The organism is Paraburkholderia sp. GV068, assembly GCF_003058125.1.
GTDB lineage: Bacteria > Pseudomonadota > Gammaproteobacteria > Burkholderiales > Burkholderiaceae > Paraburkholderia > Paraburkholderia graminis.
The window spans coordinates 39,877-66,297 of record NZ_QBUB01000013.1; the positions used below are offsets into that span (position 1 = coordinate 39,877).

Sequence of the window (26,421 nt, forward strand, 5' to 3'; positions counted from 1 at the left end):
GGCGAGTGGGGCGGGTGCGTTTCGGTGGGTCTATTTGCTCAGCATGCGCATCGCGGACTCGAGGCCCGCGAGCGTGAGCGGATACATGCGGTGGCCGAGCACGTCGCGAATCGCGCTGACCGACTGGCGATACGCCCACAAGCCTTCCGGTTCGGGATTGAGCCACGCGTGATGCGGGAAATGATCGGCGAGGCGGCGCAGCCACACGGCGCCGGCCTCGGTGTTGTTGTATTCGACGGAGCCGCCCGGTTGCAGTACTTCGTAAGGGCTCATGGTCGCGTCGCCGACGAAGATCAGCTTGTAGTCGGACGTGAACTTGTGCAGCACGTCCCACGTCGGCGTGCGCTCGGCGTGACGGCGGCGGTTGTTCTTCCACAGAAAGTCGTACACGCAGTTGTGGAAGTAATAAAACTCGAGGTGTTTGAACTCGGCCTTCGCGGCGGAAAAGAGCTCCTCGGTGCGCTTGATGTGATCGTCCATCGAGCCGCCGACGTCGAGCAGCATCAGCACCTTCACCTTGTTGTGCCGCTCGGGCACCATCTTCAGGTCGAGCCAGCCGGCGTTCGCGGCGGTGCTGCGGATCGTGTCGGGCAGGTCGAGCTCTTCGGCCGCGCCTTCGCGCGCGAAGCGGCGCAAGCGGCGCAGCGCCACCTTGATGTTGCGCGTGCCGATTTCGACCTGATCGTCGTAATCGCGATAGGCGCGCGCTTCCCAGACCTTGACCGCCGTGCGATTGCCCGCCGAGTCGCCGCCGATGCGCACGCCTTCCGGGTTATAGCCGCCATTGCCGAACGGCGACGTGCCGCCAGTGCCGATCCATTTATTGCCGCCCTCGTGCCGCTCTTTCTGCTCGTCGAAGAGCTGCTTCAGGCGTTCCATCAGCTTGTCGATGCCGCCCATCGCTTCGATCTGCGCTTTTTCTTCGGGCGACAGATCGCGTTGCAGCTTCTTTTTCAGCCAGTCGAGCGGGACGTCGAAGGCAAGCTCCGAAGCCTTCGCGACGCCGTTGAAATACGCGCCGAACGCCTGGTCGAACTTGTCGAAATACTGCTCGTCCTTCACGAGCGTCATGCGCGCGAGGTAGTAGAAATCGTCGAGCGACGGCGCGATCACGTTGGCTTTGAGCGCCTCGAGCAGCGTCAGGTATTCCTTCACCGACACGGGCAGCTTCGCGGCGCGCAGCGAGTAGAAGAAGTCGATCAGCATGCTGGGTCCTCTGCGGCGCGAGCACTCAAGAGCGCCCGATATCGCTCAATAGGGATTCAACGGTTATTGCGATTCATGAAAATGAGCCGCTCGAAGAGGCTCACGTCCTGCTCGTTCTTCAGCAGCGCGCCGGCGAGCGGCGGGATGATCTGCTTCTGATCCGACGAGCGCAGCGCTTCGGGCGGAATGTCTTCGGCGAGCAGCAGCTTGAGCCAGTCGAGCAATTCCGACGTGGACGGCTTCTTTTTCAGCCCCGCCACGTTGCGCAGTTCGAAGAAGCTCTGCATGGCCGCGGCCAGCAGATCCTTCTTGATGCCGGGGTAATGCACCTCGACGATCTGCTGCATCGTGGCCGGATCGGGAAACTTGATGTAGTGGAAAAAGCAGCGGCGCAAAAACGCGTCGGGCAACTCTTTCTCGTTGTTCGACGTAATGATGACGAGCGGCCGCTGCTTCGCGCGGATCAGCTCGTGCGTCTCGTACACGTAGAACTCCATGCGGTCGAGCTCGCGCAGCAGGTCGTTCGGAAATTCGATGTCGGCCTTGTCGATCTCGTCGATCAGCAGCACGGTTTGCTCGTCCGACTCGAACGCCTGCCACAGCACGCCCTTGACGATGTAGTTGCGGATGTCCTTGACGCGCTCGTCGCCGAGTTGCGAATCGCGCAGGCGCGAGACCGCGTCGTATTCGTACAGGCCTTGCTGCGCCTTGGTGGTCGACTTGATGTGCCACTGCAGAAGCGGCATGCCGAGCGCGGCGGCGACTTCTTCGGCCAGCATGGTTTTCCCGGTGCCCGGCTCGCCTTTGATCAGCAGCGGGCGCTTGAGCGTCATCGCGGCGTTGACCGCGAGCTTGAGGTCGTCGGTGGCGACGTACTGCGATGAGCCTTCGAAACGCATGGCGAGGTGCTCTCTGGCGTGGGAAAAAACCCAGTATAAGTCAGAAGCCCTGTTGCCCTGAAACCGCCTCGCGTAAGGTTGCAGCCGCGCTGTGGGCGGTGCTTCGCGTGGCCGCGCAAACGTGACGCAGCGTGGCGCGGCGCCGTGCGCAGGCAGCCGCGCCGGGCCGTGCGCCCCGCGCGGTGGACGTTCGGCGCGGCGTCGCGGTACAATTAGCCCGATTTTTTTGGCCTGCGTGGCTCCCTATAAGAAAAACGGCGCGGGCCGTTGCCTTTTTGGGCGCCCGTTTCCCCTCAAGCCAGGTTACATGCTATGAACAAATTCGTCGGCAAACACGTCGTGATCGCAGCGCTGTCGGTGCTCGCGGGCTATGCGGCCATTGCGCAGGCAGCGGATGTCGTCGGCAACGCGAAAGCGGGCCAGGGCAAGGTCGCGATGTGTATTGGCTGCCACGGTATCCCTGAATATCGCACGGCTTATCCTGAGGTGTATCGCGTGCCCATGCTAGGCGGCCAGAACCAGGCGTACCTCGAAAACGCGCTGCGCGGCTACAAGAAGGGCGACCGCCACTTCGAAACGATGCACGCGATCACCGCGTCGCTATCGGATCAGGACATCGCCGACATCGCTGCTTACTACGCGGCGCAAAATTCCTCATCGAAAAACAATCCCGACAAGTGACCGGCTGCGGTTATCCAACCAGTCACACGGCTATTAAATTCGCGGGATAGGAGAATTCATGAATAAGCCCCAACAGGCACTCCACACGGTGTTCAAGGCTGCATGCGCGTCGGCGGCAGTATTCGGTCTGGTTGCAGCGAGCGTCGCCCACGCGGCCGACGCCGGCAACGGCAAGGTGCTGTCCGAGAGCCACAACTGCGCGGCATGCCACGGTCCGAACCTGAACAAGCCGGTGAGCCCGGAGTATCCGAAGCTCGCCGGTCAGCACGCCGATTACGTCTACTGGGCGCTGCGTCAGTATCAGATGGGCAACGGCAACCCGCACATGGGCCGCAACAACGCGATCATGCAGGCTCAGGTGCAAAGCCTGTCGCAATCGGACATGAAAGACATCGCCGCTTATGTCGAATCGCTGAAGGGCGATCTGGTGCAGAAGAAGTAAGCGCGCCGCCGTTTGAGCGATCGATTGCAAAACACCCCGCTTTTCGCGGGGTGTTTTGCTTTGGCGCGCGGGTTTCAGGTTCGCGCTATGCGGCGTTAATCGCGTGTCGCGCGCCGTTCGATCCGTTGCAGATACGCGTCGGTGTCCGGCGGCAGGCCGGTGCGCTGCGCTTCCCAGATGGTTTCGCCGAGGCACTCCATGATCGCGTGCTGCGCGTCGTGTGCGGAGCCGAGGCGCGCGGCAAGACGCTCGTGCGCGGCGCGGATGCCGGGCGGCTGATCGATCGACAACTGCTCGCTGATGGCCAGATGCATCGACAGATGCAGGAACGGATTGGTCTGTCCGCGCTCGGGCGAGTAGTCCTGCGCCTGGGCGGCCTCGGCATCGGTCAGCTCCGCGTGATACTCGGGATGCTCGGCGATCCAGTCGGCGGCCATCGCTTCGAGCGGCGTCAGGATCGCGCCTTCGCGCTGCTTGCGCCAGGTCTCGGTGAAGAATTGACGGACTTCGTCGCGGCTCGGATTGAACATCGTGGGACGGGTGTCTTGAGTGGGGAGTGAGAGTGGGAGAAGCAGGCGGCGCACAGCATGCGGCGCACACGAGCGATCATTTTACGCGCCACTGCCGTGGTCCGCTGAGCGTGCGCCCGCTGAGCGTGCGCCGGCTCAAAGATCGGGCGGTGGCGTCTTCGGCCGGAACTCGCACAGCGGTTCGATCGCGCAATGCCAGCACTCGGGCCGGCGCGCCTTGCAAACATAGCGGCCGTGCAGGATCAGCCAGTGATGCGCGTCCTTCTTGAACTCGTCGGGCGTAAATTTTTCGAGCGCCGCTTCGACCGCGCGGACGTCCTTGCCGGGAGCGAGCCCGGTTCGATTCGCAACCCGAAAGATGTGCGTGTCGACGGCGATGGTCGGATGACCGAACGCCGTATTCAGAATCACATTCGCCGTCTTGCGTCCGACGCCCGGCAGGCTTTCCAGCGCCTCACGGTCCTCGGGCACCTCGCCGCCATACTGCTCGATGAGGATGCGGCAAGTCGCGATCACGTTCTTCGCCTTGTTGCGGTACAGGCCGATCGTCTTGATGTAGTTCGCGACGCCTTCCTCGCCGAGTTCGAGCACCTTCTGCGGCGTATTCGCGACCGGAAACATCTTGCGCATCGCCTTGTTCACTGAGACGTCCGTGGCCTGCGCCGACAGCAGCACGGCAATCAGCAGTTCGAACGGTGTCGTGTACTCCAGTTCGGTGGTGGGATGCGGATTGAGGCTCTGAAGCGTTTCGTAGATGGCGCGGCGTTTGTTCGCGTTCATGCTGGGCGGGCTGAGTGGGCGGAGGCGGTTGCAGTTGGCGTTAGCGTGGATTGCGCGTGCCGGCCGGGATTGGCGGCGTGTTCGCGGCGGCTGTGTCGGTGTCGGCGTTGTTGTTGTCGTTGTTGTCGGCGAGTCCAAGGCGGCGTCGGCGCGCTTCCGCTGCGTCGATTTGCGCCTGCACGTCCGCGCTGACGTGCTCGGTGTTCAACGGCGCCTGGCCTTTGGCCGCCAGTTCTTCCTTCTTCTTGCGCGCGCGTTCGAGCGCGGCCTGGATGATCGCGCGCTTCTTCGCTTCGGCGTCGTCAGTTGCCGGCGCGGACAATGCCGCCGCCGCTGACGCAGACGCACCAGCCGGCGGCGCACTGGCCGGCGGTTCACCAACAGCCGTGCCAACAGCGCCCGCGCTGCTTCGCCGCGCCGCAACACGCGCTTCGGCGGCTTCGCGTTCCTGCGCGAGACGCGCGTCGCGCCGCTCGTGACGTTCGCGCGCCGCGTCGGCCTGCGGCTGGCTCCATGCGTCCCAGCCGGTCGCCTCGCCGGTGACGGGCTGCATCGAAATGCAATCGACGGGACACGGCGGCACGCACAGGTCGCAACCCGTGCACAGCTCCGCGACGACCGTATGCATGTGTTTCGGTGCCCCAACTATTGCGTCGACGGGACACGCCTGCATGCACAACGTGCAGCCAATGCAGATCTGTTCGTCGATGACCGCGAGCGGCCGCGGCCGTTCGACGCCATTGGCAGGATTAAGCGGAATCACCGGCTTGCCGAGCAGGGCGGCCAGCCGCGCGACGCCTTCGGCACCGCCCGGCGGGCACTGGTTGTAGCTCGCTTCGCCGCACGCGACGGCCTCGGCATACGGACGGCACGCCGGATAACCGCACTTGGTGCATTGCGTCTGGGGAAGCAGATCTTCGATGCGATCTGCGAGTGTTTTAATCAGTGTCACGGTCACAAGGTGGGGCGAAGCAAGGCCGGGCAGGGGACTCGCGGGGGAGCAGCAAAGGACTAGCAGGCGACTAGCAGGCGACTCAAGCGCGTCTCGGCGGGCGGCCGCACAGCTTGAACTAAGCACCACATTATCGCCGATTTCCCCAATTGCCATCCGCAATCCATGTGCCATAATCGAAGCGCCTTTTTCGAAAGACCGCAGAAGGGTTTTCCCTCCAACCAGCCGTCCAGTGCTGTCGGTGCAAGGCCCGAGGAGAGGCCGGCGGTGCGATCCGGATAACGCGGCTCACGAAGACCATGCCACCATGAATCAGCCGAAAATCAAAAGAGATCCTGAAGGCACCCGGCGCCGCATTCTGCTTGCGGCAGCCGAAGAGTTCGCAAATGGTGGGCTATTCGGCGCGCGCGTCGATCAGATCGCCCGCCGCGCGGAGACGAATGAGCGCATGCTCTATTACTACTTCGGTAGCAAGGAGCAGCTTTTCACGGCAGTACTCGAGCACGCGTTCAGCGCGCTCAACGAAGCCGAGCGCACGCTCGAGCTGAACGGCATTGCGCCGGTGGAAGCCGTTACACGCCTCGCGCATTTTGTCTGGGATTACTACCGCGATCATCCCGAACTGCTGCGCCTCGTCAACAACGAAAATCTGCACGAGGCGCGTTATATGCAGAAGTCCACGCGCATCCGCGAAATGATTTCGCCGATCGTCGCCACGCTCGGCAGCATTCTCGAGCGAGGCCAGCGCGCGGGTCTGTTTCGCACGAACGTCGATCCGCTGCGCTTCTACGTGACGCTCTCGGGCATGGGTTACTACATCGTGTCGAACCGCTTCACGCTCGAAGCCACGCTTGGCCGCGATTTCAGCAGTCCGGGCGAACGCAGCGAAGTGATTCAGATGAACACCGAACTGCTGCTTGCGTATCTGTTGCGGAAGTAGGGCGGCGTCTTGCGTTGGACTTGATAGACCCGCATTGCCTCGAGATGCACGCATAAGCAAACGGCCTCCGTCAGGAGGCCGTTTCATATGCTGCATAGCGTGAGCCGCGTTCAGACTTCGGCTTTTTCCTTCACGACCTTCGGCGCCTTGTTGTGCTCGAGGATGAAGTCGCGCAACTGCGGATAGATGATCGTGCGCCAGCGGCGGCCCGAAAAAATACCGTAGTGGCCGCACTTCTCAGCCGTGAAGTGACGCCTGTGCTTTTCCGGAATGCCGGTGCACAGCTCGTGCGCGGCATAGGTCTGGCCGTCGCCGGAAATATCGTCCAGCTCGCCCTCGATCGTGAAGAGCGCCGTCTTCGTGATGTCCTGCGGCCGCACGCGTTCGCCGGCCACGTCCCACGTGCCCTCGGCCAAACTGAATTCCTGGAACACGACGCGGATCGTGTCGAGGTAATAGTCGGCGTCCATGTCGAGCACCGCGTTGTACTCGTCGTAGAAGCGGCGATGCGCTTCCGCGTCGTCTTCGTCGCCGCGCAACAGGCTCTGATAGAAGTCCCAGTGCGAAGCCGCGTGACGTTCCGGGTTCATCGCGACGAAGCCGGTGTGCTGCAGGAAGCCCGGGTAGACCTTGCGGCCCACGCCCGGATAGTTCGGCGGCACCGTGAAGATCACGTTGTTTTCGAACCACTCGTACGAATGCTGCGTGGCGAGCGAGTTCACCGAAGTCGGGCTCTTGCGCGCGTCGATGGGGCCGCCCATCATCGTCATGGTGCGCGGCGTCTCTTCGCCGCGGCTCGCCATCAGCGAAATGGCGGCAAGCACCGGCACAGTCGGCTGGCACACCGAGATCACATGCAGATTCTTCGCGCCGATGTGGCGGATGAAATCCTGAATGTAGGCGACGTAATCGTCCAGATGAAACTCGCCGTCTTCCAGCGGGACCATGCGCGCGTCGATCCAGTCTGTCAGGTAAACCTTATGGTCCTGGAGCAGCGTGCGCACTGTGTCACGCAGCAGCGTGGCATGGTGGCCCGACAACGGCGCGCACACCAGCACGACCGGCTCGTCTTTCAGTTGCGTGACGGCGTCGCTGTCGTCGGCGAAACGCTTGAAGCGCAGCAGGCGGCAGAACGGCTTCTCGACGATCGTCTGTTCGATGATCGGGATGTTGTGGCCGTCCTTGACGATCTGATGGAGGTTGAACTCCGGCTTCTCATAGTCTTTGCCGAGCCGGTAGAGCAGTTCGTAACCGGCCGAAAGGCGGGTAGCGCCGGGCACGTAAGCCAGCGGGCTAGCAGGATTCGCGAACGATTTCGACGCGGCCTGGGCCCAGGCGGTGAGCGGGCTCAGCATAGCCCGCTGGAATTCGTGCAGTTGATAGAGCATGGGTGCTCCGTTTTAAGCGGTTCGCATGGGGCTTCGCAAACACGCATGTGGCGTTGCGGCTGGCCATTCTTGGTTGTTGGTAGATCGGTTATAGGCCGACAGACAGTTCGATCATATAGAAAGCAGGATACTTGTGCAATGCAGCATTCCGGCGGCGCCGATCCGTAAAAATGTCATCGAATCATGCTACTGGCGATGCTGCTGCGCCGCCATCAGGGCTTGCAGCAGCCTTAAGTTCAGCATCTTCCGTGCCGTTATGCGACGGCTGCCCGGTTGCGCGCGCCATCGCCTGTTCGTGCTTCATCAGGTTCAGGCCCGTGTTGACGAGCGCCACATGCGAGAACGCCTGCGGGAAGTTGCCGACGAGCCGCTTTGCCGCCGGATCGTATTCCTCGGCGAGGAGCCCGACGTCGTTACAGAGGCCGAGCAGCCGTTCGTACATGGCAATGGCTTCGTCGAGGCGGCCTTGCAGCGCCAGGTTGTCCACCATCCAGAACGAACAAGCCAGAAACGTGCCTTCCCCCGGCGGCAGGCCGTCGTCGAATTCGGTGGTGCGGTAGCGCATTACGAAGCCGTCGTGCATCAGGTCGCGCTCGATCGCCTCCACCGTGCCTTTCACGCGCGGATCGTGCGGCGGCAAGAAGCCGACGAGCGGCAGCAGCAGCAGGCTAGCGTCGAGCTGATCGCTGCCGTACGTCTGCGAGAACGCATTGCGCGAAGCGTTCCACGCCTTGTCGCAGACTTCCGCGTGAATCTGCGCGCGGGTGGCGCGCCATTCGTCGAGCGGCCCCTCGAGATTGAACATTTCCGCCGATGCCAGCGCGCGGTCGAACGCGACCCACGCCATCACCTTCGAGAAAGTGAAATGCTGGCGGCCGCCGCGCGTTTCCCAGATGCCTTCGTCGGGTTGCTGCCAGATCGTGCCGAGGTGACGCAGCAGCGCGCACTGCACGTTCCACGCGGTGTCGTCTGCCTGCAGGCCGCCGACCCGCGCGAGATGCAGCGCGTTCATGACTTCACCATACACGTCGAGCTGGAGCTGTCCGACCGCGTTGTTGCCGATCCGCACCGGCTTCGCGCCGCAATAGCCGGGCAGCCAGTCGACCTCGTATTCGGTCAGGCGCCGCTCGCCGGCCAGGCCGTACATGATCTGCAACTGGTCGGGCGCGCCGGCCATCACGCGGCCGAGCCAGGTACGCCAGGCGCGCGCCTCGTCGTAGTAGCCGCCGCGCATCAGCGCGAGCAGCGTGATCGTCGCGTCGCGCAGCCAGCAGTAGCGGTAGTCCCAGTTGCGCGTGCCGCCGAGCTGTTCCGGCAGCGACGTCGTGGGCGCGGCGACGATTCCGCCGGTCGGTTCATACGCGAGCGCCCGCAGCGTGATCAGCGAGCGGCGAATCGGCTCGGCCCATTTGCCTTCGATGGTGCCGCGCGCCGACCATTCGAGCCAGTGATTCTCGGTGCGCGCCAGCGCCGTATGCGGATCGCGCGCGGGCGGCAGCCGCAGATGCGAGGCCGAGTACGCGAGCGAGAACGGCACGCGCTCGCCTTCGCTGACGGTGAACTCGGCAACCGTCTTCATGTTCTCGCCGCGCAGATCGACGGGCGTGCGCAGCACCGCGTTGTCCGGACCGACGATCGCGCGAATCCCGCTCTCGTGCTTCAGGCGGTCGACCCACGGAATCGAAAAGCCGTAGTCGAAGCGCAGCACCAGTTCCATCTTCATGCGCACGGTGCCGCGCTTGCCGACGACGATGCGCACCATCTCCGACCAGCCGTTGCCCGGCGGCATGAAGTCGACGAGCGTGACCGCGCCTTCGGGCGTTTCGAAGTCGGTCTCGAGGATCAGCGTTTCGCCGCGATAACGGCGGGTGATTTTCGGCGGCGTGTCGCTGCCGCTGTCGGCGTCGGTCTCGGTGCCGCTGCCGCTGCCGCTATCGGGGCAGATCAGCCAGCGGCCGTGGTCCGGCGTGCCGAGCAGCGCGGCGAAGCAGGCGCCGGAGTCGAAGCGCGGCCAGCAGAGCCAGTCGACGGAACCTTCGCGTGAGACGAGCGCGGCCGTGTGGCCGTCGCCGATGAGCGCATAGTCTTCGATGAGTGCGGGCATGGCCGTGCGTTTCGATACCTAATGTACGTTGATCGTTTTGAGTAGCGGGCGCGGCAAGTTCGGCTGCGCCCCACTGGTTTCTTCCGGACTTGCGGGTTGCAGTTTGGTTCACCGCACACAATGCGGCAAAACGCGGGTTGTAATTGTCAAATGGCTGCCTACAATCAGTAATCCAGCCGATGCCTAAAACTTTCGGGTTTGCGAAGCCGGCTTGCCCATCGCGCATGCACACGCCGTTTGGAGGACGAAAGCCATGCTGAATCCGTCAAAATCCGACTGCATCACGATTCTCTCCGCCGCGAGCCAACTCGCGGACGATTCCATGCTGCCACTCGATCATAGCCGCCTCGGTCTCAGCCGCAATGGCATGCAGACTGCCGCGAGCTTTCTGATCGAACGCGCCTGCTTCCGGCGCTATCAGGAAGGTGACGGCCATTATGCCGTCGGCGCGTTGTCGCTGCAGGGGCGCTGGCGCCTCGAACAGCTTTCGAACGGCTGAGTCGCGTCTGCGACGCAGGTGTCGGCGGCCGGCTGCGGCCGGATGCGCTGTGCCGTTTGAACGCATGATATCTATCGCTTAACGCGCGCCAATGAACGGTGCGGTCGCGCCGGCGCGCGTGCGTCTTCGCGCGCCGTTGCTCCCCCTACGGCATTCTTTCCCGCTGCATCCACGTCTTTTACCAACGAGAGAAGCCGGGCCGTCCTGCGCCCGGCTTCTCCGGTCAGAAGTGCGACGAGCCCACGCCAAAAATACCAATGATCCCGATGATGATCAGATACAACGCGACGATGTAGTTCAACAGCCGCGGCATCACGAGAATCAGAATGCCGGCGATCAGCGAAACCAGCGGGCCCAGGCTCAGTGTGATGTTCATGAAAACTCCGTAGTGTGGTGACACGCGATTAAAAACGTCCCCGAGAGGCAGGGCAATTGCTACCGATGCAGTCGTCATGCCGCCCGACGATTCGCCGCGGCGACACGGCAGGCCGCTTCGCTGCATGATCCGTTGCAACGCTTTTATACTTGCCCGACAAGAATAACGCTCGACTTCGGCGCGGCAGACCAGAGGCACGATGACAACCGCTTTGCTCTCATAATCCACGTAGAGGAGGTCGTATGCTTCTTCGTCACCGGGACGCTGTGCCTGCCGCGCCAGCTCCTGACCGGTCTTCTTCACGACGCGTGCGCGCGTGGTCTCCCATGCACTCCGCCCGCTCGATCATAAAAGGTTTCGCGCTCATGGTCTCGATTGCCGCTTCGCCCGCGTTCGCGCAAGACGCCGGTTCGGGTGCCGGTTCCGCTCCCGCCGACGCCGTCTATAACCTGCTGGTCGGCACCTACACCGGCGGCAAGAGCGAAGGCTTGTACGTCTATCGCTTCGACACGAAGACGGGCGACGCCACACGCGTGTCCGTCGCGCAGACGGTGAACCCGTCGTACCTGGTGGTGAGCCGCGACCGCCGCTTCGTCTACGCGGTCAACGAGCTGCCGGGCGACAACGGACCGGCGAGCCAGCGCGGCGGCGTCAGCGCGTTTCGCTTCGACGCCGCGAGCGGCCAGTTGACCTTTCTCAACAAGGTTTCCGCCGATGGCAACGACCCGTGCTTCCTGAGTCTCTCGCCGGACGGCAAATACCTGCTCGCCGCGAACTATTCGGTCGCGGCCGATCCGGGCGGCAGCTTCTCCGTTTTGCCGGTGCAAGCCGACGGGCAACTCGGCGCGTCGGTGCTGACCGTGCATCATGAAGGCAGCGGTCCGGTCAAGGGGCGCCAGGACAACGCGCACGTGCACTCGACGGTGTTTTCTCCGGACGGGCACTATCTTTTCGCGCAGGATCTCGGCGCCGACAAGCTGTACTCGTACCGCTACACGGCTGACGGCAGCCGCGGTTTGTTCAGTCCGACCGACTGGCGCTACACGCAGGAGAAGCCAGGCACCGGTCCGCGGCACCTGGTTTTCGGCGCCGACGGCAAGCACGCCTACCTGACGAGCGAACTCGCCGCGACCGTCAGCACGTTCAATTACGCCGACGGCAAGCTCACGCAGGTCCAGACCATCCCGCTGACCGAGCCGGGCTTCAAGGGCGCGGTAGGCGCGGCGGCGATTCATCTGTCGCCGGACGGGCGCTTTCTCTACGCGACCAATCGCGGCGATGCGAACGAGATCGTGATCTTCTCCGTCGATCCGACGAATGGACATCTGAAGAAGATCGGGCGTCAATCGAGTCTCGGCAAGTCGCCGCGCGAGTTTGCAATCGATCCGACCGGCAAATGGCTGATCGTCGGCAATCAGAACAGCGATACCGTCTATGTGTTCCGGCGCGATCAGCAGAGCGGTTTGCTGGAAGCGAATCCCAAGCGGATCGAGATCGGCTCGCCGGTGGACTTCAAGCTGGTGTCGCCGTCGTGAGGGAGGCGAGGCGGCAGGTTGAACGAACAGGGGCCGCTTCGAGCGGCCCCTGTTCGTGGCTGGTGGTTCATGCGGCGCCGCTAACCGGCGTCATGCACGCGCATGGTTGCTGCCGGCAATTTGCCGGCGGTCTGCGCGCTATTCCGCCGGCCCGGGCGCGAGCACTTCGCGGCTGCCGTTGATGCCCATCGCCGACACGAGCCCGGCCGTCTCCATCTGTTCGACAAGACGCGCCGCGCGGTTATAGCCGATGCGCAACTGCCGCTGTACCGACGAAATCGACGCGCGCCGCGTGCGCACCACGAACGCCACGGCTTCGTCGTAAAGCGGATCGGCTTCCGCATCCGGCGAGTCGCCGAACAGGTCCTGCGCCGCGCCGCCGTCGGTCGCAGGGCCGTCGAGAATGCCTTCCTCGTATTGCGGCTCGCCGAACTGCTTCAGATACTCGACGATTGCATGCACTTCCTCGTCGGCGACAAATGCGCCGTGCACGCGCTGCGGATAGCCCGTGCCCGGCGGCAGGAACAGCATGTCGCCCTGGCCGAGCAGCGACTCCGCGCCCATCTGGTCGAGAATCGTGCGCGAGTCGATCTTCGACGACACCTGGAACGCGACGCGCGTCGGAATGTTCGCCTTGATGAGCCCGGTGATGACATCGACGGACGGCCGCTGCGTCGCCAGAATCAGATGGATGCCGGCCGCGCGCGCTTTCTGCGCGAGCCGCGCGATCAGTTCCTCGATCTTCTTGCCCGCCACCATCATGAGGTCCGCAAGCTCGTCGATCACGACGACGATCAGCGGCAACGGCGCGAGCGGCTCGGGCGCTTCGGGCGTCAGCGAAAACGGATTGCCGAGCTTCTTGCCTTTCGCTTCCGTGTCGCGAATTTTCTGATTGAAGCCAGGGAGATTTCTCACGCCGACTGCGGACATCAGCCGATAACGCTTCTCCATTTCGCCGACACACCAGTTCAGCGCATTGGCGGCGAGCTTCATGTCGGTGACGACGGGCGCGAGCAGATGCGGAATGCCTTCGTAGACCGACAGCTCGAGCATCTTCGGGTCGATCATGATGAGGCGCACTTCCTCGGGCGTCGCCTTGAAGAGCAGCGAGCAGATCATCGCGTTGATCGCGACCGACTTGCCCGAACCCGTCGTGCCCGCGACCAGCATGTGCGGCGCCTTCGCGAGATCGGCGACGACCGGATGGCCGGTGATGTCCTTGCCCATCGCGAGCGTCAGTTGCGAGTGCGAATTCTGATAGACGCTCGCTTCGAGAATCTCGGACAGGCGGATCGTCTGGCGCTTCGCGTTCGGCAACTCGAGCCCCATGCAGGTCTTGCCGGGAATCGTTTCGACGACGCGGATCGACGTGAGTCCGAGACCGCGCGACAGGTCCTTCATCAGGCCGACGATCTGGCTGCCGCGCACGCCGAGCGCCGGTTCCACTTCGAAGCGCGTAATCACGGGACCGGCCGATGCGCCGACCACCGTGACCGGCACTTTGAATTCCTGCAGTCGTTGCTCGATCAGAAGGCCTGTCTCGATGAGCTTCTCCTCGGAGACGGGTTCGATGTGGGTGTCCGCGGGCGCGAGCAGGTCGAGCGTGGGCAGTTCGACCATCGACGCAGCCGGCGCGTGGAATTCGAAGCCGTTGGTTGGACCGTGGCCGCGCAGGGGCGTGCGTTGGGGTTCGGTGGTTGGCTGGGCCGGCGCCTCAGCGGGTGGTGCGGAGAGGCTTGGGTTTTGGGGCGGCGTCGGCTGGAATTCGGTGTTCGCTTGAGCTTGAGCTTGAGCGTGAGCCTGAGCGGACGATGCCAAGAGGTCCGGATTTTGGGCGGGCGTCGGCTCGCGCTCAGCGTTCGCTTGAGCGAGCGGTGCCAAGAGGCCATGACTTTGGCCAGGCGTCGGCTGAACGAGTGCAGCGGGCGGCGGCGCAGTGACGCTATTGTGCTGGACCGGCGCGGCGTGCGTCGGTGCATGTGCCTCCGTCTGCGCTTGCATCGGCGTCGCGAGACCCGGGAAGCGCACGACGTTCGATGATGCCGGCGGTGCGATGGTTTGCTCGGGTGCGGCGGCGAGCTCGGCTACTTGCGGGCTGTCGACATCAGCGAGCCTCGGTTCGACGTGCGAGAGAGCAGGGGACGCGAGCGCGTCGCTATCGGCCGACGACGACGGCGTAGCTGCGCCTGCCGCTGCGTCTTTGCTTGTACTTGCACTTGCACTTGCAGCGTGCGGCGTCCACGAACCGTTGTCAGATGCGATGAACCGCGCGTCGTCCGCGGGCGGCGCAGCGGGTAGTTCGCGTTGCGGATCGCGGTTCCGGTCCGTGTCGGGGTTGGTATCCGTGCTCGCGTTTGCGCTTGCTATACCGTGCGTGTCTTCTTGCGCGTCCTCTTCCCGTTCTTCCGTCGAAGAGTGCACCTCCTGTTCCCACGGCGGCGTCTGCGACGGCGCATCCGTTTGCTGCAACCGGCTCGCGAAGATTCCGAACGGCGTGCGAGCAAGCGGCGGGGCGACGTGCGTCGTTGGCGCAACCGGCGGGGCGACCGTCGATGCAAAAGCAGATGACGGTTCAGCCACTGCTGTCCGCGCGGGCGCTTCTGCTGCGGGCTGTGTCGCTGGCGTGATAGACGCTGCCTGCTGGAACGCGGGCGCGGAAGGTACAGCTTGGTCGGTCAGTGCGCCAGCCGGTGTTTGAATGACAGGCGGTTCGATCGGCCATTGCACGACTGGCGGGGGACTGGCCGCAGCAGAGGGCTGCGTTTCAGTCCACGGCGCGCGAGTCGGCGTTTCGACAGCCGTTTCCGGCGACGTTTCCGCGGGCGTAGGCGATGCCGATTGAACGGTCGGCGCGATAGAAGCGTCTTCGACACTGCGATCGGACTGCTGATGCGACGCATCGCTCGTTGAGGATGCGGATTCCACAGCGTCGCGCGAAAGGGCGTGCGCGTCAGAGGACGGCGCGTCGCTTGCGGCGCGTCCCGAAGCGGCGTCGACTTCGACGCATGGTGAACCAGCGTCGACTCCGGTGCGTGCCAAAGTGGCATCGACTCCGTTGCTTTGTGAATCGGCCGCGGCTCCGCCACCTACCAAACCGGCATCGACGCTGGTGCATCGTGAAGCAGCCTCGACTCCGGCGCGTGCCAAAGTGGCTTCGACTCCGCTGCCCTGTGAATCTGCAGCAGCTCCGCTACCTCCCAAAGCGACTCCGGGGCCTCCCGAAGCCGCCTCGCTCGCCCCGCCCACCAAACCAGCGCCCGCCAGACCCTTCGACGCTACATTCATACCCGCGATTTTCGCGCCTTCCGCGCCGCTACTGCGCGCGAGGCTGACGCCGGCCATATCCGTCCAACGTGCGGCGTTTTCCGCGATGCTGCGCAGCGTCTCCTGGACGCTGGCGGGCGGCGTGACTTTTTCGGCGGCGGCCATCGGCCTCGTAAAGGCCGGCGCCGTCGATGACGGACGGCGCACGCCCGAGGCCGCCGCGGCATCCTCCACGCGCGCAGCCGACGACAACCCGTGCGCTGGCGATACCGCGCGATTGAGCGGCGCGGCGGTTCTGTTCGCTATAGGACGTCCACTGACGTCCACGCTAGTCGGCGTCGCGTCGGCTGCTGTTCCCGCGCGGGCGGCAAGACTCGACGCACCGTAGGCGGCAGTCGCGCCCGCACCTGAAACACCAGCGGCGGCTCCGCTAAGCAACGATCCACCGCTTGCAGGCTCGCGAGCCGCGCGGCCGACGGCCACCGACGCAGCCCCACCGACGCCACCAACACCACCAACACCACCAACACCACCGACGCCACCGACGCCACCAACGCCGACCTTCGCACCCGCCCCCGACCGCGGACTCCCTTCCCGCAACCACCCAGCGGGCGCAACCGGCTCAGCCGGCGACCAACCCGATTTCCCAGCACCGGACCCAGACACCGGCGTCTGCCCCGACGCCTGCCGCACCGGCGCCGCACTACCAGTCCGCAACACCGGCTCAACCGGCGCAACCTGGCCGCGCGTCACACCTTGCCCGCCACGCCACCCTTGCGCAGCCGCGCGCGTCCCCGCGTCCCGGCCAGCAGCCGGTCCAGCCGCCACCGAACCCGCACCGCCGACAGCCGCACCACCCGCAGCTCGTCCCTTGACAGGCGGCCGCCACACGGTCGGCCGCGCGTAGCGCCCCTTGCTTTTTGGCGCCATCGTGTTCATCGAACTGGAGATGTGCGGCGGCGCACCGTCGTCGAGCGCGCGATGGCGGCGCGCTTCGTCGTCGCGTTTCGCAAGACCGCGCGACGCGAGGCCGAGGCCGAACGCGCCGTCCGCCCACGCGAGGAACTCGCTCCAGTGAAAGCCGATCAGCCACGGCAGGCTCACGACCAAGAGCGCGAGCGCCGCGAGCGGCGTGCCGATATGCCCGAGCAGATGGCCGAAGCCCGCCGCGAGCGCGTGACCGATCGCGTTCATACCGGCCGCGCCGATCAGCGACGCCTCGAGCGTGCAGCTCGCCACCATCGCACAGACGAAGCCGAGCCATAGCCGGATCGTGCCGGGGCCGCGCAAGCCCGCGCCGCCCGGCAACATCGACTTGATGAGCCGCCAGATGAGAGGAATGAACCAGACGGCCGACCCGCCGAACCAGCCGAAAACTACCGTGTGCATACTAGACATCGACGAATGACGGATTGGCAAAAACGCAATCCGTCGAGTTTAAACCGGCGAAGCGCAACGCTTCGAAGGCGGACGCAAGTATGCCTGCGTCCTCGTGCAAAGCGGGCGGCGCGCCGGACAACTCAAACTCACGCGCCGTTCGCTTCACCACTGTTTCCCGCTTATTTGTCCCCACTGCCGCTGCGCTCGAACACCAGCGTATCGCCGTTGTCGAGCACGAGCTGCATCTGCTGCGGCGCGCGCATCTGCACGCCGGTTCGCGCGATATGCGTGAGCGCGTTCAGATAAGTGCTTTCGATCTGTCCGCCCGGCGTCGCGCAGGCCATGCGCGTACCGCCGAGTGTGCCGAACGAGAGCTTGCCGTCCTTCAGCGCGTACGAGCCCATATAGCGGTTGCAGCCGGAGAAGCCGCTCGCGTGCCGCTGGCCTCCGGCAGTCGAAAGCGTGAGCGTGATCGGCGTGCCGAGGTTCGCGAACGGAACCGTGCGCGCCGTGCCGTCCGACTGTTTCCACGCGGTGAGCGTCCAACTCGTGTCATCGAGCAATTGCGTCGCGGCGGGGTTGAACGGGTCAGGCGCGGCTGCTTCCGAATCCGGATGTTTCGGAATCGCGCATGCGCCGAGCAGCGCCGCGACGCTCAACGCGGCGAGGGCCGTGCGCGCGTAAGGGGCGATGCGCGCAAGACGTCGCGTGGACAAGCGTGGTTGCATGGCGTCGTTCCTCTTCAAACTGGCAAAGGCGTAAGGGTAACGCACTCGGCGCGCGGCGCGCTCGTGGACATTGGCGCGAACTGACTAGGCGCTGCCTGCGTGCGCCGCGCCGTGCGGCGTCATGTAGCGACCCGTTGCGCTTCGCGTGCGGATTAAAACCGGGCGCCGCGAGCAAGCCGCGGCGAGGGGTCCGCATGTTAACATCGTGTTCCACCCAATCCCACCCTCATCCGACTTTTATCTGGAGACCTCATGCAGATCGGCCAACGGATCGGCACGCCCCTTTCTGAATCCGCCACGCGCGTCATGCTGCTCGGCGCGGGCGAACTCGGCAAGGAGGTGATCATCGCGCTGCAACGGCTGGGCGTCGAAGTGATTGCCGTCGACCGTTATCCGAATGCGCCGGGGCATCAGGTCGCGCATCGCTCGCACGTGATCGACATGACCGACCGCGCCGCGCTGCGCGCACTTGTCGAACAGGAGCGTCCGCATCTGATCGTGCCGGAAATCGAGGCGATCGCGACAGACGCGCTGGCCGCAATCGAAAGCGACGGCATCGCCGAAGTGATCCCGACCGCGCGCGCCACGCAACTCACGATGAACCGCGAAGGCATCCGGCGCCTCGCCGCCGAGGAACTCGGCTTGCCGACCTCGCCGTATGCATTTGCCGATTCGCTCGATGAACTGCGCGCGGGCATCGCGAAAGTCGGCTATCCGTGCGTGGTGAAGCCGGTCATGTCGTCGTCGGGTAAAGGGCAGTCGGTACTGCGCAGCGACGCGGACGTCGAACCGGCCTGGCAATACGCGATGGCCGGCGGCCGCGTGAATCACGGGCGCGTGATCGTCGAAGGCTTTATCGACTTCGAGTACGAGATCACGCAGTTGACGGTGCGCGCGGTCGATCCGTCGAACGGCGAAGTCGCCACGTATTTCTGCGATCCGATCGGCCATGTGCAGGTCGCGGGCGATTACGTCGAATCGTGGCAGCCGCAGCCGATGAGCCCGCTCGCGCTCGAGCGTTCGCGCGAAGTCGCGCACAAGGTCACGGCCGCGCTCGGCGGGCGTGGACTCTTCGGCGTGGAACTTTTCGTGCGCGGCGATGACGTATGGTTCTCGGAAGTCAGTCCGCGTCCGCACGACACAGGCCTCGTCACGTTGTGCTCGCAACGCTTTTCGGAATTCGAACTGCACGCGCGCGCGATTCTCGGTTTGCCGGTGGACACGTCGTTGCGTGCGCCGGGTGCGTCGGCCGTGATTTACGGCGGACTCGACGAGGCCGGCATTGCATTCGAAGGCGTCGCCGCCGCGCTTGCCGTGCCGAATGCAGATCTGCGTCTTTTCGGCAAGCCGGAGAGTTTCGTCAAGCGCCGCATGGGCGTTGCGCTTGCGACCGGCGAGAACATCGGCGACGCACGCTCGCGTGCGAAAGAGGCTGCGGCGGCGGTGCATCCGGTGTCCGCGAAATCCGCGCGATGATCTGCGTCGGGCTTATGTCCGCAAAGCTGGTCTGAATGATCCGAGCCCATCGAACAAATCGCGGGTTCATTGAAGTCGAGGTAGGTATGTCGCAGGAATCCCCGCAGGAATCCAGTTACGAAGCGGCGCGCGTGGCAACGCGGCGCACCGCGGCCGGCTCTGTCGGCACGCTTGGTTCTCTCGGCGTGCTGCTCGCGCTGTGCGCCGGATTGACGGGCTGCGGACTCGCGGCCGCGCCGTGCCGCATTGCGTCGGCGGGGCTGAAGATCGTGCCGGTGGTCGGACACGTAGCCGCCGCACCGACCGACGCCTGCGCCGATGTCATCGACCCTTGATCCGCAACGACCGGGGCATCCAATGAAAAAAACGCTGCTTGCAGTGAGCCTCGCGGCGATCTGCGGCTATACCTTCGCCGCGCCCTCGCAGCTCGACGAGGTTCAGGCCAAAAGCCGCCAGACGCGCAAATACACGTGCGCGACCGGCAAGATTCTGCACGTCACTTACTGGAACACGGCCAATGGCCAGAGCTTCGCGCTCGTGCCGGTGAAGGGCAAGCAACTGCTGTTCGTCAATACGATAGCGGCGTCGGGCGTGAAATATCAGGCCGGCAGCTATACGTGGTGGACCAAGGGCCCGCGCGCCGATCTCTACGACGTCATGGCCGGCGAGGACGCAACGCCGGTTTTGTCCGACTGTATTACGCTCAATCGCTGAGCTTAGGGTGAGCTTCGGCTGAACTTCGACCGAACGCGCCCGCTCGACATCATCGAGCGGCGCGTCGAAGCCGCCTGTTTCTTTCTTCAGCCACGCAGCATTGCCAGCGTGCGCGCATCATTTCCCCCTGAGTAGTAAGCTGTCCGGCGTGACCTTCGGCGCGTCGCCGCGACGGTCGCCGTCGTCGCGATCATCACCGTCTCTGCAGTCGCCCGAGTCTCCGAAAGTCCGTTTCCGCTCACCCACGGCCCGGCTTCACGTCCGCGTCCATACCATCAAGCGAGACCCTCCATGAAAGCATCGGACCTGTTCGTCAAATCGCTGGAAGCCGAAGGTGTCGAGTACGTGTTCGGCATCCCCGGTGAAGAGAATCTCGATCTTCTAGAATCGCTGCGCCGCTCGAAAATCCGTTTGATCCTGACACGTCACGAACAGGCGGCGGGCTTCATGGCCGCGACCTATGGACGCCTGACGGGCCGCACGGGCGTCTGTCTCGCGACGCTCGGCCCTGGCGCCACCAACTTCGTGACCGCGGCCGCGTACGCGCAACTGGGCGGCATGCCGATGCTGATGGTCACCGGCCAGAAGCCGATCAAGTCGAGCAAGCAGGGCCATTTTCAGATCGTCGACGTCGTGCGGATGATGGAGCCGCTCACCAAATACACACGCCAGATCGTGTCGATCGCGAATATTCCGGCGGCCGTGCGCGAAGCCGTGCGGCAGGCGGAAGAAGAACGCCCCGGCGCCACGCATCTCGAACTGCCCGAGGACGTCGCGCATGAGGAAGGCGACGGCAAGCCGATCCCGAAGAGCTACAGCCGGCGTCCCGTCGCGGAAGAAAAAGCGGTCGCGCGCGCGGTCGAGGCGATCACGAAAGCGAAGCATCCGTTGCTGATGATCGGCGCGGGCGGCAATCGCAAGACCACGACGAAGATGCTGCGCGAATTCGTCGACCAGACCGGCATTCCGTTTTTCACCACGCAGATGGGCAAGGGCGTGATCGACGAATCGCATCCGATGTGGCTCGGCAACGCGACCTTGTCCGACGGCGACTTCGTGCATCGCGCGATCGATCACGCCGACTGCATCATCAATGTCGGACACGACGTGATCGAGAAGCCGCCGTTCTTCATGCGCAGCGGCGAGGCCGGCGAGAAAACGGTGATTCATGTGAACTTCCTCGGCGCGGAAGTGGACACGGTGTACTTCCCGCAGATCGAGGTGGTCGGCGACATCGCCAACGCGGTGTGGCAACTGAAGGAAAGCCTCAAGGAGCGTCAGGAGCATTGGGACTTCACGCGCTTCAAGGAGATCAAGGAGCATTTCGAGGCGCATCTGGTGAAAGGCCAGCACGACGACCGCTTTCCCATGTATCCGGTGCGCGTGGTCAACGACGTGTACGAGACCACGCCGGTGGACGGCATCGTGTGTCTGGACAACGGCATGTACAAGATCTGGTTCGCGCGCTATTACCGCGCGCACGAACCGAATTCGCTGCTGCTCGATAACGCGCTGGCCTCGATGGGCGCGGGCTTGCCGTCGGCCATCGCCACCAAGATCGTGCATCCGGAGCGCAAGGTCATGGCCGTGTGCGGCGACGGCGGCTTCATGATGAATTCGCAGGAACTCGAAACGGCCGTGCGTCTGAAGCTCGATCTTGTGATCCTGATTTTGCGCGACGACGCGTTCGGCATGATCCGCTGGAAGCAGGAGAACATGAACTTCCCCGACTACGGCATGACGCTGGCGAATCCGGACTTCGTCGCGTATGCGCAGAGCTATGGCGCGAAGGGGCATCGGATCGAATCGGCGGAGCAGTTCGCGCCATTGCTGCGCGAGTGTTTCGCGACGCCGGGCGTGCATGTGATCGACCTGCCCATTGACTATTCGGATAACGAGCGCGTGCTGAACCGCGAGATCAAGCGGCTGTCCGCGCAATTGTGAGCGGCGCCGGTTCGGCTTCCTGCTCGTGCAAGAAGGCCCGAGTTGCCGCTGTCATCTATCGGAAGGAGAACGCGTAATGTTGAACAAGACCTACCCGTACTACCTCGCGAACGAAGCGGTGGCTGCGAATACGGATCTCGAAGTCACCGACAAATTCAGCGGCGAAGTAGCGACGCGCGTCGCGATGGCCGATGCGGCCGCGATCGACAAGGCGATCGGCTTCGCGGTCGATGCGATGCCCGCGCTGCGCGCGTTCCAGCCGTTCAAGCGCCAGGCGGTGCTCGAACATTGCGTGAAGCGCTTTCGCGAACGTTACGACGAACTGGCGCTCGCGCTGTGCATCGAGGCGGGCAAGCCGATCAACGATTCGAAGGGTGAAGTCACGCGGCTAATCGACACGTTCAAGGTCGCGGCCGAGGAAGCCGTGCGCATCGACGGCGAGATCGTGAATCTGCAGATTTCGCCGCGCGCGAACGGCTATCACGGCTATGTAAAGCGCGTGCCGATCGGCCCGTGCTCGTTTATCTCGCCGTTCAATTTTCCGCTGAATCTGACCGCGCACAAGGTCGCGCCGGCCATCGCCGCGGGCGTGCCGTTCGTGCTGAAGCCGGCAAGCCGCACGCCGGTCGGCGCGCTGATCATGGGTGAGATTCTTGCGGAAACGGACCTGCCGAAGGGCGCGTTCTCGATTCTTCCCGCGCATCGCGACGGCGCCGATCTCTTCACCACCGACGAACGCTTCAAGCTGCTGTCGTTCACCGGCTCGCCGGCGGTGGGCTGGGAGCTGAAGAAAAAAGCCGGCAAGAAGAAGGTGATTCTCGAACTGGGCGGCAATGCGGCCGCGATCGTCGACGGCGATCAGGGCGGCAAGCTCGACTACGTGGTCGACCGGCTCGCGTTCGGCGCGTTCTATCAGTCGGGGCAAAGCTGTATCGGCGTGCAGCGCATTCTCGTGCACGCGAGCCTCTACGACGCGCTGCGCGAGAAGCTGATCGCTAAAACCAAGTCGCTCGTGATGGGCGATCCGAAGGACGAAAAGACCTTCGTCGGGCCGATGATCTCCGAATCCGAATCGAAGCGCCTCGCCGGCTGGATGGAAAGCGCGGTGCAGGCGGGAGCGAAAATCGTCGCGGGCGGAAAGGTGGAAGGCGCGATGTTCGAGGCGACGCTGCTCGAAGGCGTGAAGCGCGACACCGACCTGTATCGCAAGGAAGCGTTCGGGCCGGTCGCCATTCTGGAGCGGTTCGACGATTTCGGCGCGGCGCTCGCGACCGTCAACGACAGCGACTTCGGCCTGCAGGCGGGCGTCTTCACCGATTCGCTCGCGCACGCGCACCGCGCGTGGGACGAACTGGAAGTGGGCGGCGTCGTGATCAACGACGTGCCGTCGTTCCGCGTCGACAACATGCCTTATGGCGGCGTGAAGGACTCGGGGCTCGGGCGCGAGGGCGTGCGCTACGCGATCGAGGACATGACCGAGCTGCGTCTGATGGTGATGCGCGAGACGTGGTGAGGCATAAGAGTTGGTGAGGCACGCGAGTTGGCGAGGCGGCGAGATTCACGGGCGGCGCGCGCAGCGGCAATGCACGCGATTGCCTGTAGCGGCCGCAAAATGGGCCGAATAGCGGCGGCCAAGGTGTCGCTCGACGCTGCGTCTGCCGGGACCTGCTGCGACGACAGCAGCACGGTCCCGCAAAACCGCTTTTCCGCTCTGTCATGCGACTGTCGTTTCAACGCACTACGCTCGCCGGGCGAGGCGCACGGCGGCGCGCGCCGGGATGCGGCGCCGTGCCGTCGCCGCACAAGCAGAAAGCCGGCGCATGCGCCATGAGTGTTTTTGCTGAAGTGCTACAATACCGGCCTTTCCGGCGGGTATTTCCGCCGGCCGGAGCCGGCCGCATCCTTTCCCGCAATAGCGACGGGTCCGTGCGGAACGCCGTGGCTCCGCCTTCATCCTGATGCCTTCTGCGGTTCCGACCGCTGCCGCGCGCACGCGCCAAGCGCATTTTTAGCGAAAGCCACCATGTCCGACACAGCCGTCACGCCCAGCACTGCGACTTTTGACCAATTCGGTCTCGCGCCCGACATCCTGAAAGCAGTCAAGGAATCGGGCTACACCACGCCCACGCCGATTCAGGCGCAGGCCATTCCTGTCGTGCTGGCAGGCCGCGACGTCATGGGCGCCGCGCAAACCGGCACCGGCAAGACCGCGAGTTTTTCGCTGCCGATCATCCAGCGGCTGTTGCCGCAGGCAAGCACGAGCGCGTCGCCCGCGCGCCATCCGGTGCGCGCGCTGATCCTCACGCCGACCCGCGAACTGGCCGACCAGGTTGCCGCGAACGTCCAGTCGTATGCGAAGCACACGGCGCTGCGCAGCGCCGTGGTGTTCGGCGGCGTGGACATGAACCCGCAGTCAGAGCAGTTGCGCCGCGGCGTCGAAATTCTGATCGCCACGCCGGGCCGTCTGCTCGATCACGTGCAGCAGAAAACCGCGAATCTGGGTCAGGTGCAGATCCTCGTGCTCGACGAAGCCGACCGGATGCTCGACATGGGCTTCCTGCCGGACTTGCAGCGCATTCTGAATCTGCTGCCGAAAGAGCGTCAGACGCTGCTGTTTTCGGCCACATTCTCCGGCGAAATCAAGAAGCTCGCGGCCACGTATCTGCGCGATCCGCAAACCATCGAAGTCGCGCGCAGCAACTCGACGGCGACCAATGTCACGCAGATCGTCTATGAAGTGGCCGAGGGCGACAAGACCGGCGCCGTCGTCCAGTTGATCCGCGAGCGCAGCCTCAAGCAGGTGATCGTGTTCTGCAACAGCAAGATCGGCGCGAGCCGTCTTGCGCGCAGCCTGGAGCGCGACGGCGTGGTCGCGACCGCGATTCACGGCGACCGAACGCAGAACGAGCGTATGCAGGCGCTCGACGCGTTCAAGCGCGGCGAGATCGAGGCGCTGGTCGCAACGGACGTCGCCGCGCGCGGTCTGGACATCGCCGAATTGCCGGCCGTGATCAACTTCGATCTGCCGTTCAACGCGGAAGACTATGTGCACCGTATCGGCCGCACGGGCCGCGCGGGCGCTTCCGGCGACGCGTTGTCGCTGTGCAGCCCGAACGAGCGCAAGCAACTGGCGGACATCGAGAAGCTCATCAAGCGTCCGCTGGAGGTGCTGCGTCTGACCGTGGACACGCCTGTGCGTCATCATCACGAAGAGCGCGCGCCGCGCCGTGAGCGCAGCGAAGGTCGCGAGGGCCGTGAGGGTCGTGAAGAGCGGGGCGCTCGCCGCCGTTCGGGTGCGCCGTCGGGTTCGTACGACCGGCCGCATCATCACCGCGCGCAGCCCGTGGACGATTTTTTCCTGAAGCCTTACGAGCCGTCGCCCGCTTCGGTTCGCAAGGTGGAAGAGGCCGAGGCCGCAGGGTCCGCGCCGCAGAAGCCGTCTTCGAAGCAGCCGCTCGCGGCGTTGCTGGGCGGGTTTGGCATGCCGCGGAAGTCGTCGTCGTAAGGTTGGTTGTTGCGGGCTCGTCGTGCGGGCTCGCCCCGAGCCGCACCGTCCCAAGATTTCGCGCCAAGCCGCTTAACCGCGGTGCACGCATTGCCAGGCGCGTTAGTTAGCCGTGAAACGGCCAAGCGCATATCACACGGCCAAGCGCATTTTCTTCGACCATGCCGCGGTGGCCGCGGCGTAGAAATCATCCAGCGTGGCGTGCACTGAGCCGCTCGCGCCGCCATCCTCCAGATTCAATCCCAGGTGCGTTGCCGCCGCGTTAAGCGCTTCGAGCGGCTTGTCGCAGTCGAGCGCGGTCGCTCCGTTCTGCTTGCTCAGCTTTTCACCGTGCTCGTTCGTTACCACCGGTACATGCAGGTAGCGGGGCGTCGGCACGCCGAGGCATTGCTGAAGGTAAATCTGCCGCGCCGTGGAATCCATCAGATCCGCGCCTCGCACAATGTGCGTGATGCCCGCGTCGGCGTCGTCGACAACCACGGCCAATTGATACGCCCACTGGTCGTCCGCGCGTCTCAGCACGAAATCGCCCACTTCGGTGGCGAGATTCTGCGTCTGCCTGCCCTGCCAGCGATCTTCGAATGTGATGACAGCCGCATTGCCGTCCGGCACGCGCAGCCGCCACGCGCGCGCCGGCTTGCCGTGCAGGCCGTTGCGGCACGTGCCGGGATAGGCGAGCGTCGTGTTGCGCGCATGCGCATGCAGCAGCGAGTCGGCGATTTCCTTGCGGGTACAGCCGCACGGATAGACGAAGCCGTCCGCCTTCAACTGTTCCAGCGCTTGGCTGTAACGCTCGACGCGGGTGCTTTGCCAGGCAGGCGGCTCGTCGGCGCGCATGCCGAAGCGCTCGAGTGTGGCGAGAATGTCCTGCGCGGCGCCCGGCACCGTGCGCGGGCCGTCAATATCTTCGACGCGAACGAGCCATGCGCCGCGATGCGCGCGCGCGTCGAGCCAGCTTGCGAGCGCGCTCACCAGCGAGCCGAAGTGCAGTGGTCCGGTAGGCGAGGGCGCGAAGCGTCCGCGATAGGTCATGAATCGATGCGTTGGAGATTGATTCCGTGCGCGGTGAGAAGCGGCC

The 26,421-nt window shown here is 64.4% G+C and carries 22 protein-coding genes; 11 read left to right on the forward strand and 11 right to left on the reverse strand.

The genetic code is table 11. From position 1 onward, the window contains the following. Positions 1-30 precede the first annotated feature (30 nt). Both C8K18_RS23990 and C8K18_RS23995 read right to left on the reverse strand, forming a co-directional pair. Entirely contained in the window at positions 31-1,206 is a 1,176-nt protein-coding gene (locus tag C8K18_RS23990) for a VWA domain-containing protein (RefSeq protein WP_006048372.1), read from the reverse strand. A 56-nt stretch (positions 1,207-1,262) separates the two neighbouring features. Beyond that, positions 1,263-2,105: a MoxR family ATPase gene (locus C8K18_RS23995; RefSeq protein WP_006048371.1), complete on the reverse strand. Its 843-nt coding sequence runs from the start codon at positions 2,103-2,105 to the stop codon at positions 1,263-1,265. A 312-nt stretch (positions 2,106-2,417) separates the two neighbouring features. Between C8K18_RS23995 and C8K18_RS24000 the strand changes: the two genes are divergently transcribed. Together C8K18_RS24000 and C8K18_RS24005 are read left to right on the forward strand one after the other, a co-directional pair. After that, entirely contained in the window at positions 2,418-2,786 is a 369-nt protein-coding gene (locus C8K18_RS24000; RefSeq protein WP_107710271.1) for a c-type cytochrome, read from the forward strand. Positions 2,787-2,844: 58 nt separating this feature from the next. Next, positions 2,845-3,228, forward strand: coding sequence for a c-type cytochrome (locus C8K18_RS24005; protein ID WP_006048369.1), 384 nt, complete (start codon positions 2,845-2,847; stop codon positions 3,226-3,228). 95 nt (positions 3,229-3,323) lie between these two features. On the opposite strand, the gene C8K18_RS24010 is transcribed toward C8K18_RS24005, so the two are convergent. The 3 genes from C8K18_RS24010 to rsxB form a co-directional block, all read right to left on the reverse strand. Then, entirely contained in the window at positions 3,324-3,758 is a 435-nt protein-coding gene (locus C8K18_RS24010; protein WP_006048368.1) for a DUF1841 family protein, read from the reverse strand. A 135-nt stretch (positions 3,759-3,893) separates the two neighbouring features. Then, on the reverse strand, positions 3,894-4,538 hold the full coding sequence (nth, locus tag C8K18_RS24015; protein ID WP_006048367.1) for an endonuclease III: 645 nt from the start codon (positions 4,536-4,538) through the stop codon (positions 3,894-3,896). Positions 4,539-4,578: 40 nt separating this feature from the next. Then, positions 4,579-5,496, reverse strand: coding sequence for an electron transport complex subunit RsxB (rsxB, locus tag C8K18_RS24020; protein WP_107710269.1), 918 nt, complete (start codon positions 5,494-5,496; stop codon positions 4,579-4,581). A gap of 301 nt (positions 5,497-5,797) precedes the next feature. Between rsxB and C8K18_RS24025 the strand changes: the two genes are divergently transcribed. Beyond that, positions 5,798-6,430: a TetR/AcrR family transcriptional regulator gene (locus tag C8K18_RS24025; RefSeq protein ID WP_006048365.1), complete on the forward strand. Its 633-nt coding sequence runs from the start codon at positions 5,798-5,800 to the stop codon at positions 6,428-6,430. A 110-nt stretch (positions 6,431-6,540) separates the two neighbouring features. Here C8K18_RS24025 and C8K18_RS24030 read toward each other — a convergent pair whose 3' ends face one another. Continuing rightward, positions 6,541-7,818 carry a polyhydroxyalkanoate depolymerase gene (locus tag C8K18_RS24030; protein WP_006048364.1) on the reverse strand — a complete coding sequence of 426 codons (1,278 nt, stop codon included), beginning with the start codon at positions 7,816-7,818 and terminating at the stop codon, positions 6,541-6,543. A 181-nt stretch (positions 7,819-7,999) separates the two neighbouring features. Next, positions 8,000-9,922, reverse strand: a complete 1,923-nt coding sequence (locus C8K18_RS24035) for a glycoside hydrolase family 15 protein (RefSeq protein WP_107710267.1) — start codon at positions 9,920-9,922, stop codon at positions 8,000-8,002. Between the two features lie 253 nt (positions 9,923-10,175). Here C8K18_RS24035 and C8K18_RS24040 point away from each other — a divergent pair, with 253 nt between their 5' ends. Further along, positions 10,176-10,421 (forward strand): hypothetical protein, encoded by a 246-nt coding sequence (locus tag C8K18_RS24040; protein WP_006048362.1) that lies wholly within the window; start codon positions 10,176-10,178, stop codon positions 10,419-10,421. Between the two features lie 223 nt (positions 10,422-10,644). On the opposite strand, the gene C8K18_RS24045 is transcribed toward C8K18_RS24040, so the two are convergent. Then, complete coding sequence (locus C8K18_RS24045) at positions 10,645-10,797, reverse strand: DUF3096 domain-containing protein (protein ID WP_006048361.1); 153 nt, start codon at positions 10,795-10,797, stop codon at positions 10,645-10,647. A 242-nt stretch (positions 10,798-11,039) separates the two neighbouring features. Between C8K18_RS24045 and C8K18_RS24050 the strand changes: the two genes are divergently transcribed. Then, positions 11,040-12,332: a lactonase family protein gene (locus C8K18_RS24050; RefSeq protein WP_107710265.1), complete on the forward strand. Its 1,293-nt coding sequence runs from the start codon at positions 11,040-11,042 to the stop codon at positions 12,330-12,332. Positions 12,333-12,470: 138 nt separating this feature from the next. Here the strand turns inward: C8K18_RS24050 and C8K18_RS34085 are convergent, their stop codons facing one another. Both C8K18_RS34085 and C8K18_RS24060 read right to left on the reverse strand, forming a co-directional pair. Next, complete coding sequence (locus C8K18_RS34085) at positions 12,471-16,985, reverse strand: DNA translocase FtsK (protein ID WP_107710263.1); 4,515 nt, start codon at positions 16,983-16,985, stop codon at positions 12,471-12,473. Between the two features lie 170 nt (positions 16,986-17,155). Beyond that, positions 17,156-17,704, reverse strand: a complete 549-nt coding sequence (locus C8K18_RS24060; protein WP_107710261.1) for an META domain-containing protein — start codon at positions 17,702-17,704, stop codon at positions 17,156-17,158. A gap of 252 nt (positions 17,705-17,956) precedes the next feature. Between C8K18_RS24060 and purT the strand changes: the two genes are divergently transcribed. From purT to C8K18_RS24095, 6 genes are all read left to right on the forward strand, one after another. After that, positions 17,957-19,180, forward strand: a complete 1,224-nt coding sequence (gene purT / locus C8K18_RS24065) for a formate-dependent phosphoribosylglycinamide formyltransferase (RefSeq protein ID WP_107710259.1) — start codon at positions 17,957-17,959, stop codon at positions 19,178-19,180. Positions 19,181-19,266: 86 nt separating this feature from the next. Further along, positions 19,267-19,515, forward strand: coding sequence for a DUF6726 family protein (locus C8K18_RS24070; RefSeq protein WP_258196192.1), 249 nt, complete (start codon positions 19,267-19,269; stop codon positions 19,513-19,515). A 22-nt stretch (positions 19,516-19,537) separates the two neighbouring features. Further along, on the forward strand, positions 19,538-19,894 hold the full coding sequence (locus C8K18_RS24075; RefSeq protein WP_029969966.1) for an MliC family protein: 357 nt from the start codon (positions 19,538-19,540) through the stop codon (positions 19,892-19,894). Positions 19,895-20,185: 291 nt separating this feature from the next. Then, complete coding sequence (locus C8K18_RS24080) at positions 20,186-21,838, forward strand: acetolactate synthase large subunit (RefSeq protein ID WP_053857748.1); 1,653 nt, start codon at positions 20,186-20,188, stop codon at positions 21,836-21,838. A 76-nt stretch (positions 21,839-21,914) separates the two neighbouring features. Beyond that, positions 21,915-23,351 carry an aldehyde dehydrogenase family protein gene (locus C8K18_RS24085; RefSeq protein ID WP_107710257.1) on the forward strand — a complete coding sequence of 479 codons (1,437 nt, stop codon included), beginning with the start codon at positions 21,915-21,917 and terminating at the stop codon, positions 23,349-23,351. A gap of 510 nt (positions 23,352-23,861) precedes the next feature. Continuing rightward, positions 23,862-25,343, forward strand: a complete 1,482-nt coding sequence (locus tag C8K18_RS24095; RefSeq protein ID WP_006048352.1) for a DEAD/DEAH box helicase — start codon at positions 23,862-23,864, stop codon at positions 25,341-25,343. 132 nt (positions 25,344-25,475) lie between these two features. Here C8K18_RS24095 and gluQRS read toward each other — a convergent pair whose 3' ends face one another. Then, positions 25,476-26,375: a tRNA glutamyl-Q(34) synthetase GluQRS gene (gene gluQRS / locus C8K18_RS24100; RefSeq protein WP_107710255.1), complete on the reverse strand. Its 900-nt coding sequence runs from the start codon at positions 26,373-26,375 to the stop codon at positions 25,476-25,478. Between the last annotated feature and the right edge of the window lie 46 nt (positions 26,376-26,421).

Coding starts and splice junctions, on each gene's coding strand:
- C8K18_RS24045 (WP_006048361.1), bottom strand. CDS start 10,797: ATGAACATCACACTGAGCCTGGGCCCGCTGGTTTCGCTGATCGCCGGC.
- C8K18_RS23995 (WP_006048371.1), bottom strand. CDS start 2,105: ATGCGTTTCGAAGGCTCATCGCAGTACGTCGCCACCGACGACCTCAAG.
- C8K18_RS24040 (WP_006048362.1), top strand. CDS start 10,176: ATGCTGAATCCGTCAAAATCCGACTGCATCACGATTCTCTCCGCCGCG.
- gluQRS (WP_107710255.1), bottom strand. CDS start 26,375: ATGACCTATCGCGGACGCTTCGCGCCCTCGCCTACCGGACCACTGCAC.
- nth (WP_006048367.1), bottom strand. CDS start 4,538: ATGAACGCGAACAAACGCCGCGCCATCTACGAAACGCTTCAGAGCCTC.
- C8K18_RS34085 (WP_107710263.1), bottom strand. CDS start 16,985: ATGCACACGGTAGTTTTCGGCTGGTTCGGCGGGTCGGCCGTCTGGTTC.
- C8K18_RS24070 (WP_258196192.1), top strand. CDS start 19,267: ATGTCGCAGGAATCCCCGCAGGAATCCAGTTACGAAGCGGCGCGCGTG.
- C8K18_RS24025 (WP_006048365.1), top strand. CDS start 5,798: ATGAATCAGCCGAAAATCAAAAGAGATCCTGAAGGCACCCGGCGCCGC.
- C8K18_RS24095 (WP_006048352.1), top strand. CDS start 23,862: ATGTCCGACACAGCCGTCACGCCCAGCACTGCGACTTTTGACCAATTC.
- C8K18_RS24060 (WP_107710261.1), bottom strand. CDS start 17,704: ATGCAACCACGCTTGTCCACGCGACGTCTTGCGCGCATCGCCCCTTAC.
- C8K18_RS24085 (WP_107710257.1), top strand. CDS start 21,915: ATGTTGAACAAGACCTACCCGTACTACCTCGCGAACGAAGCGGTGGCT.
- C8K18_RS24030 (WP_006048364.1), bottom strand. CDS start 7,818: ATGCTCTATCAACTGCACGAATTCCAGCGGGCTATGCTGAGCCCGCTC.
- C8K18_RS24050 (WP_107710265.1), top strand. CDS start 11,040: ATGCTTCTTCGTCACCGGGACGCTGTGCCTGCCGCGCCAGCTCCTGAC.
- C8K18_RS24075 (WP_029969966.1), top strand. CDS start 19,538: ATGAAAAAAACGCTGCTTGCAGTGAGCCTCGCGGCGATCTGCGGCTAT.
- C8K18_RS24035 (WP_107710267.1), bottom strand. CDS start 9,922: ATGCCCGCACTCATCGAAGACTATGCGCTCATCGGCGACGGCCACACG.
- C8K18_RS23990 (WP_006048372.1), bottom strand. CDS start 1,206: ATGCTGATCGACTTCTTCTACTCGCTGCGCGCCGCGAAGCTGCCCGTG.
- C8K18_RS24080 (WP_053857748.1), top strand. CDS start 20,186: ATGAAAGCATCGGACCTGTTCGTCAAATCGCTGGAAGCCGAAGGTGTC.
- C8K18_RS24005 (WP_006048369.1), top strand. CDS start 2,845: ATGAATAAGCCCCAACAGGCACTCCACACGGTGTTCAAGGCTGCATGC.
- C8K18_RS24010 (WP_006048368.1), bottom strand. CDS start 3,758: ATGTTCAATCCGAGCCGCGACGAAGTCCGTCAATTCTTCACCGAGACC.
- purT (WP_107710259.1), top strand. CDS start 17,957: ATGCAGATCGGCCAACGGATCGGCACGCCCCTTTCTGAATCCGCCACG.
- C8K18_RS24000 (WP_107710271.1), top strand. CDS start 2,418: ATGAACAAATTCGTCGGCAAACACGTCGTGATCGCAGCGCTGTCGGTG.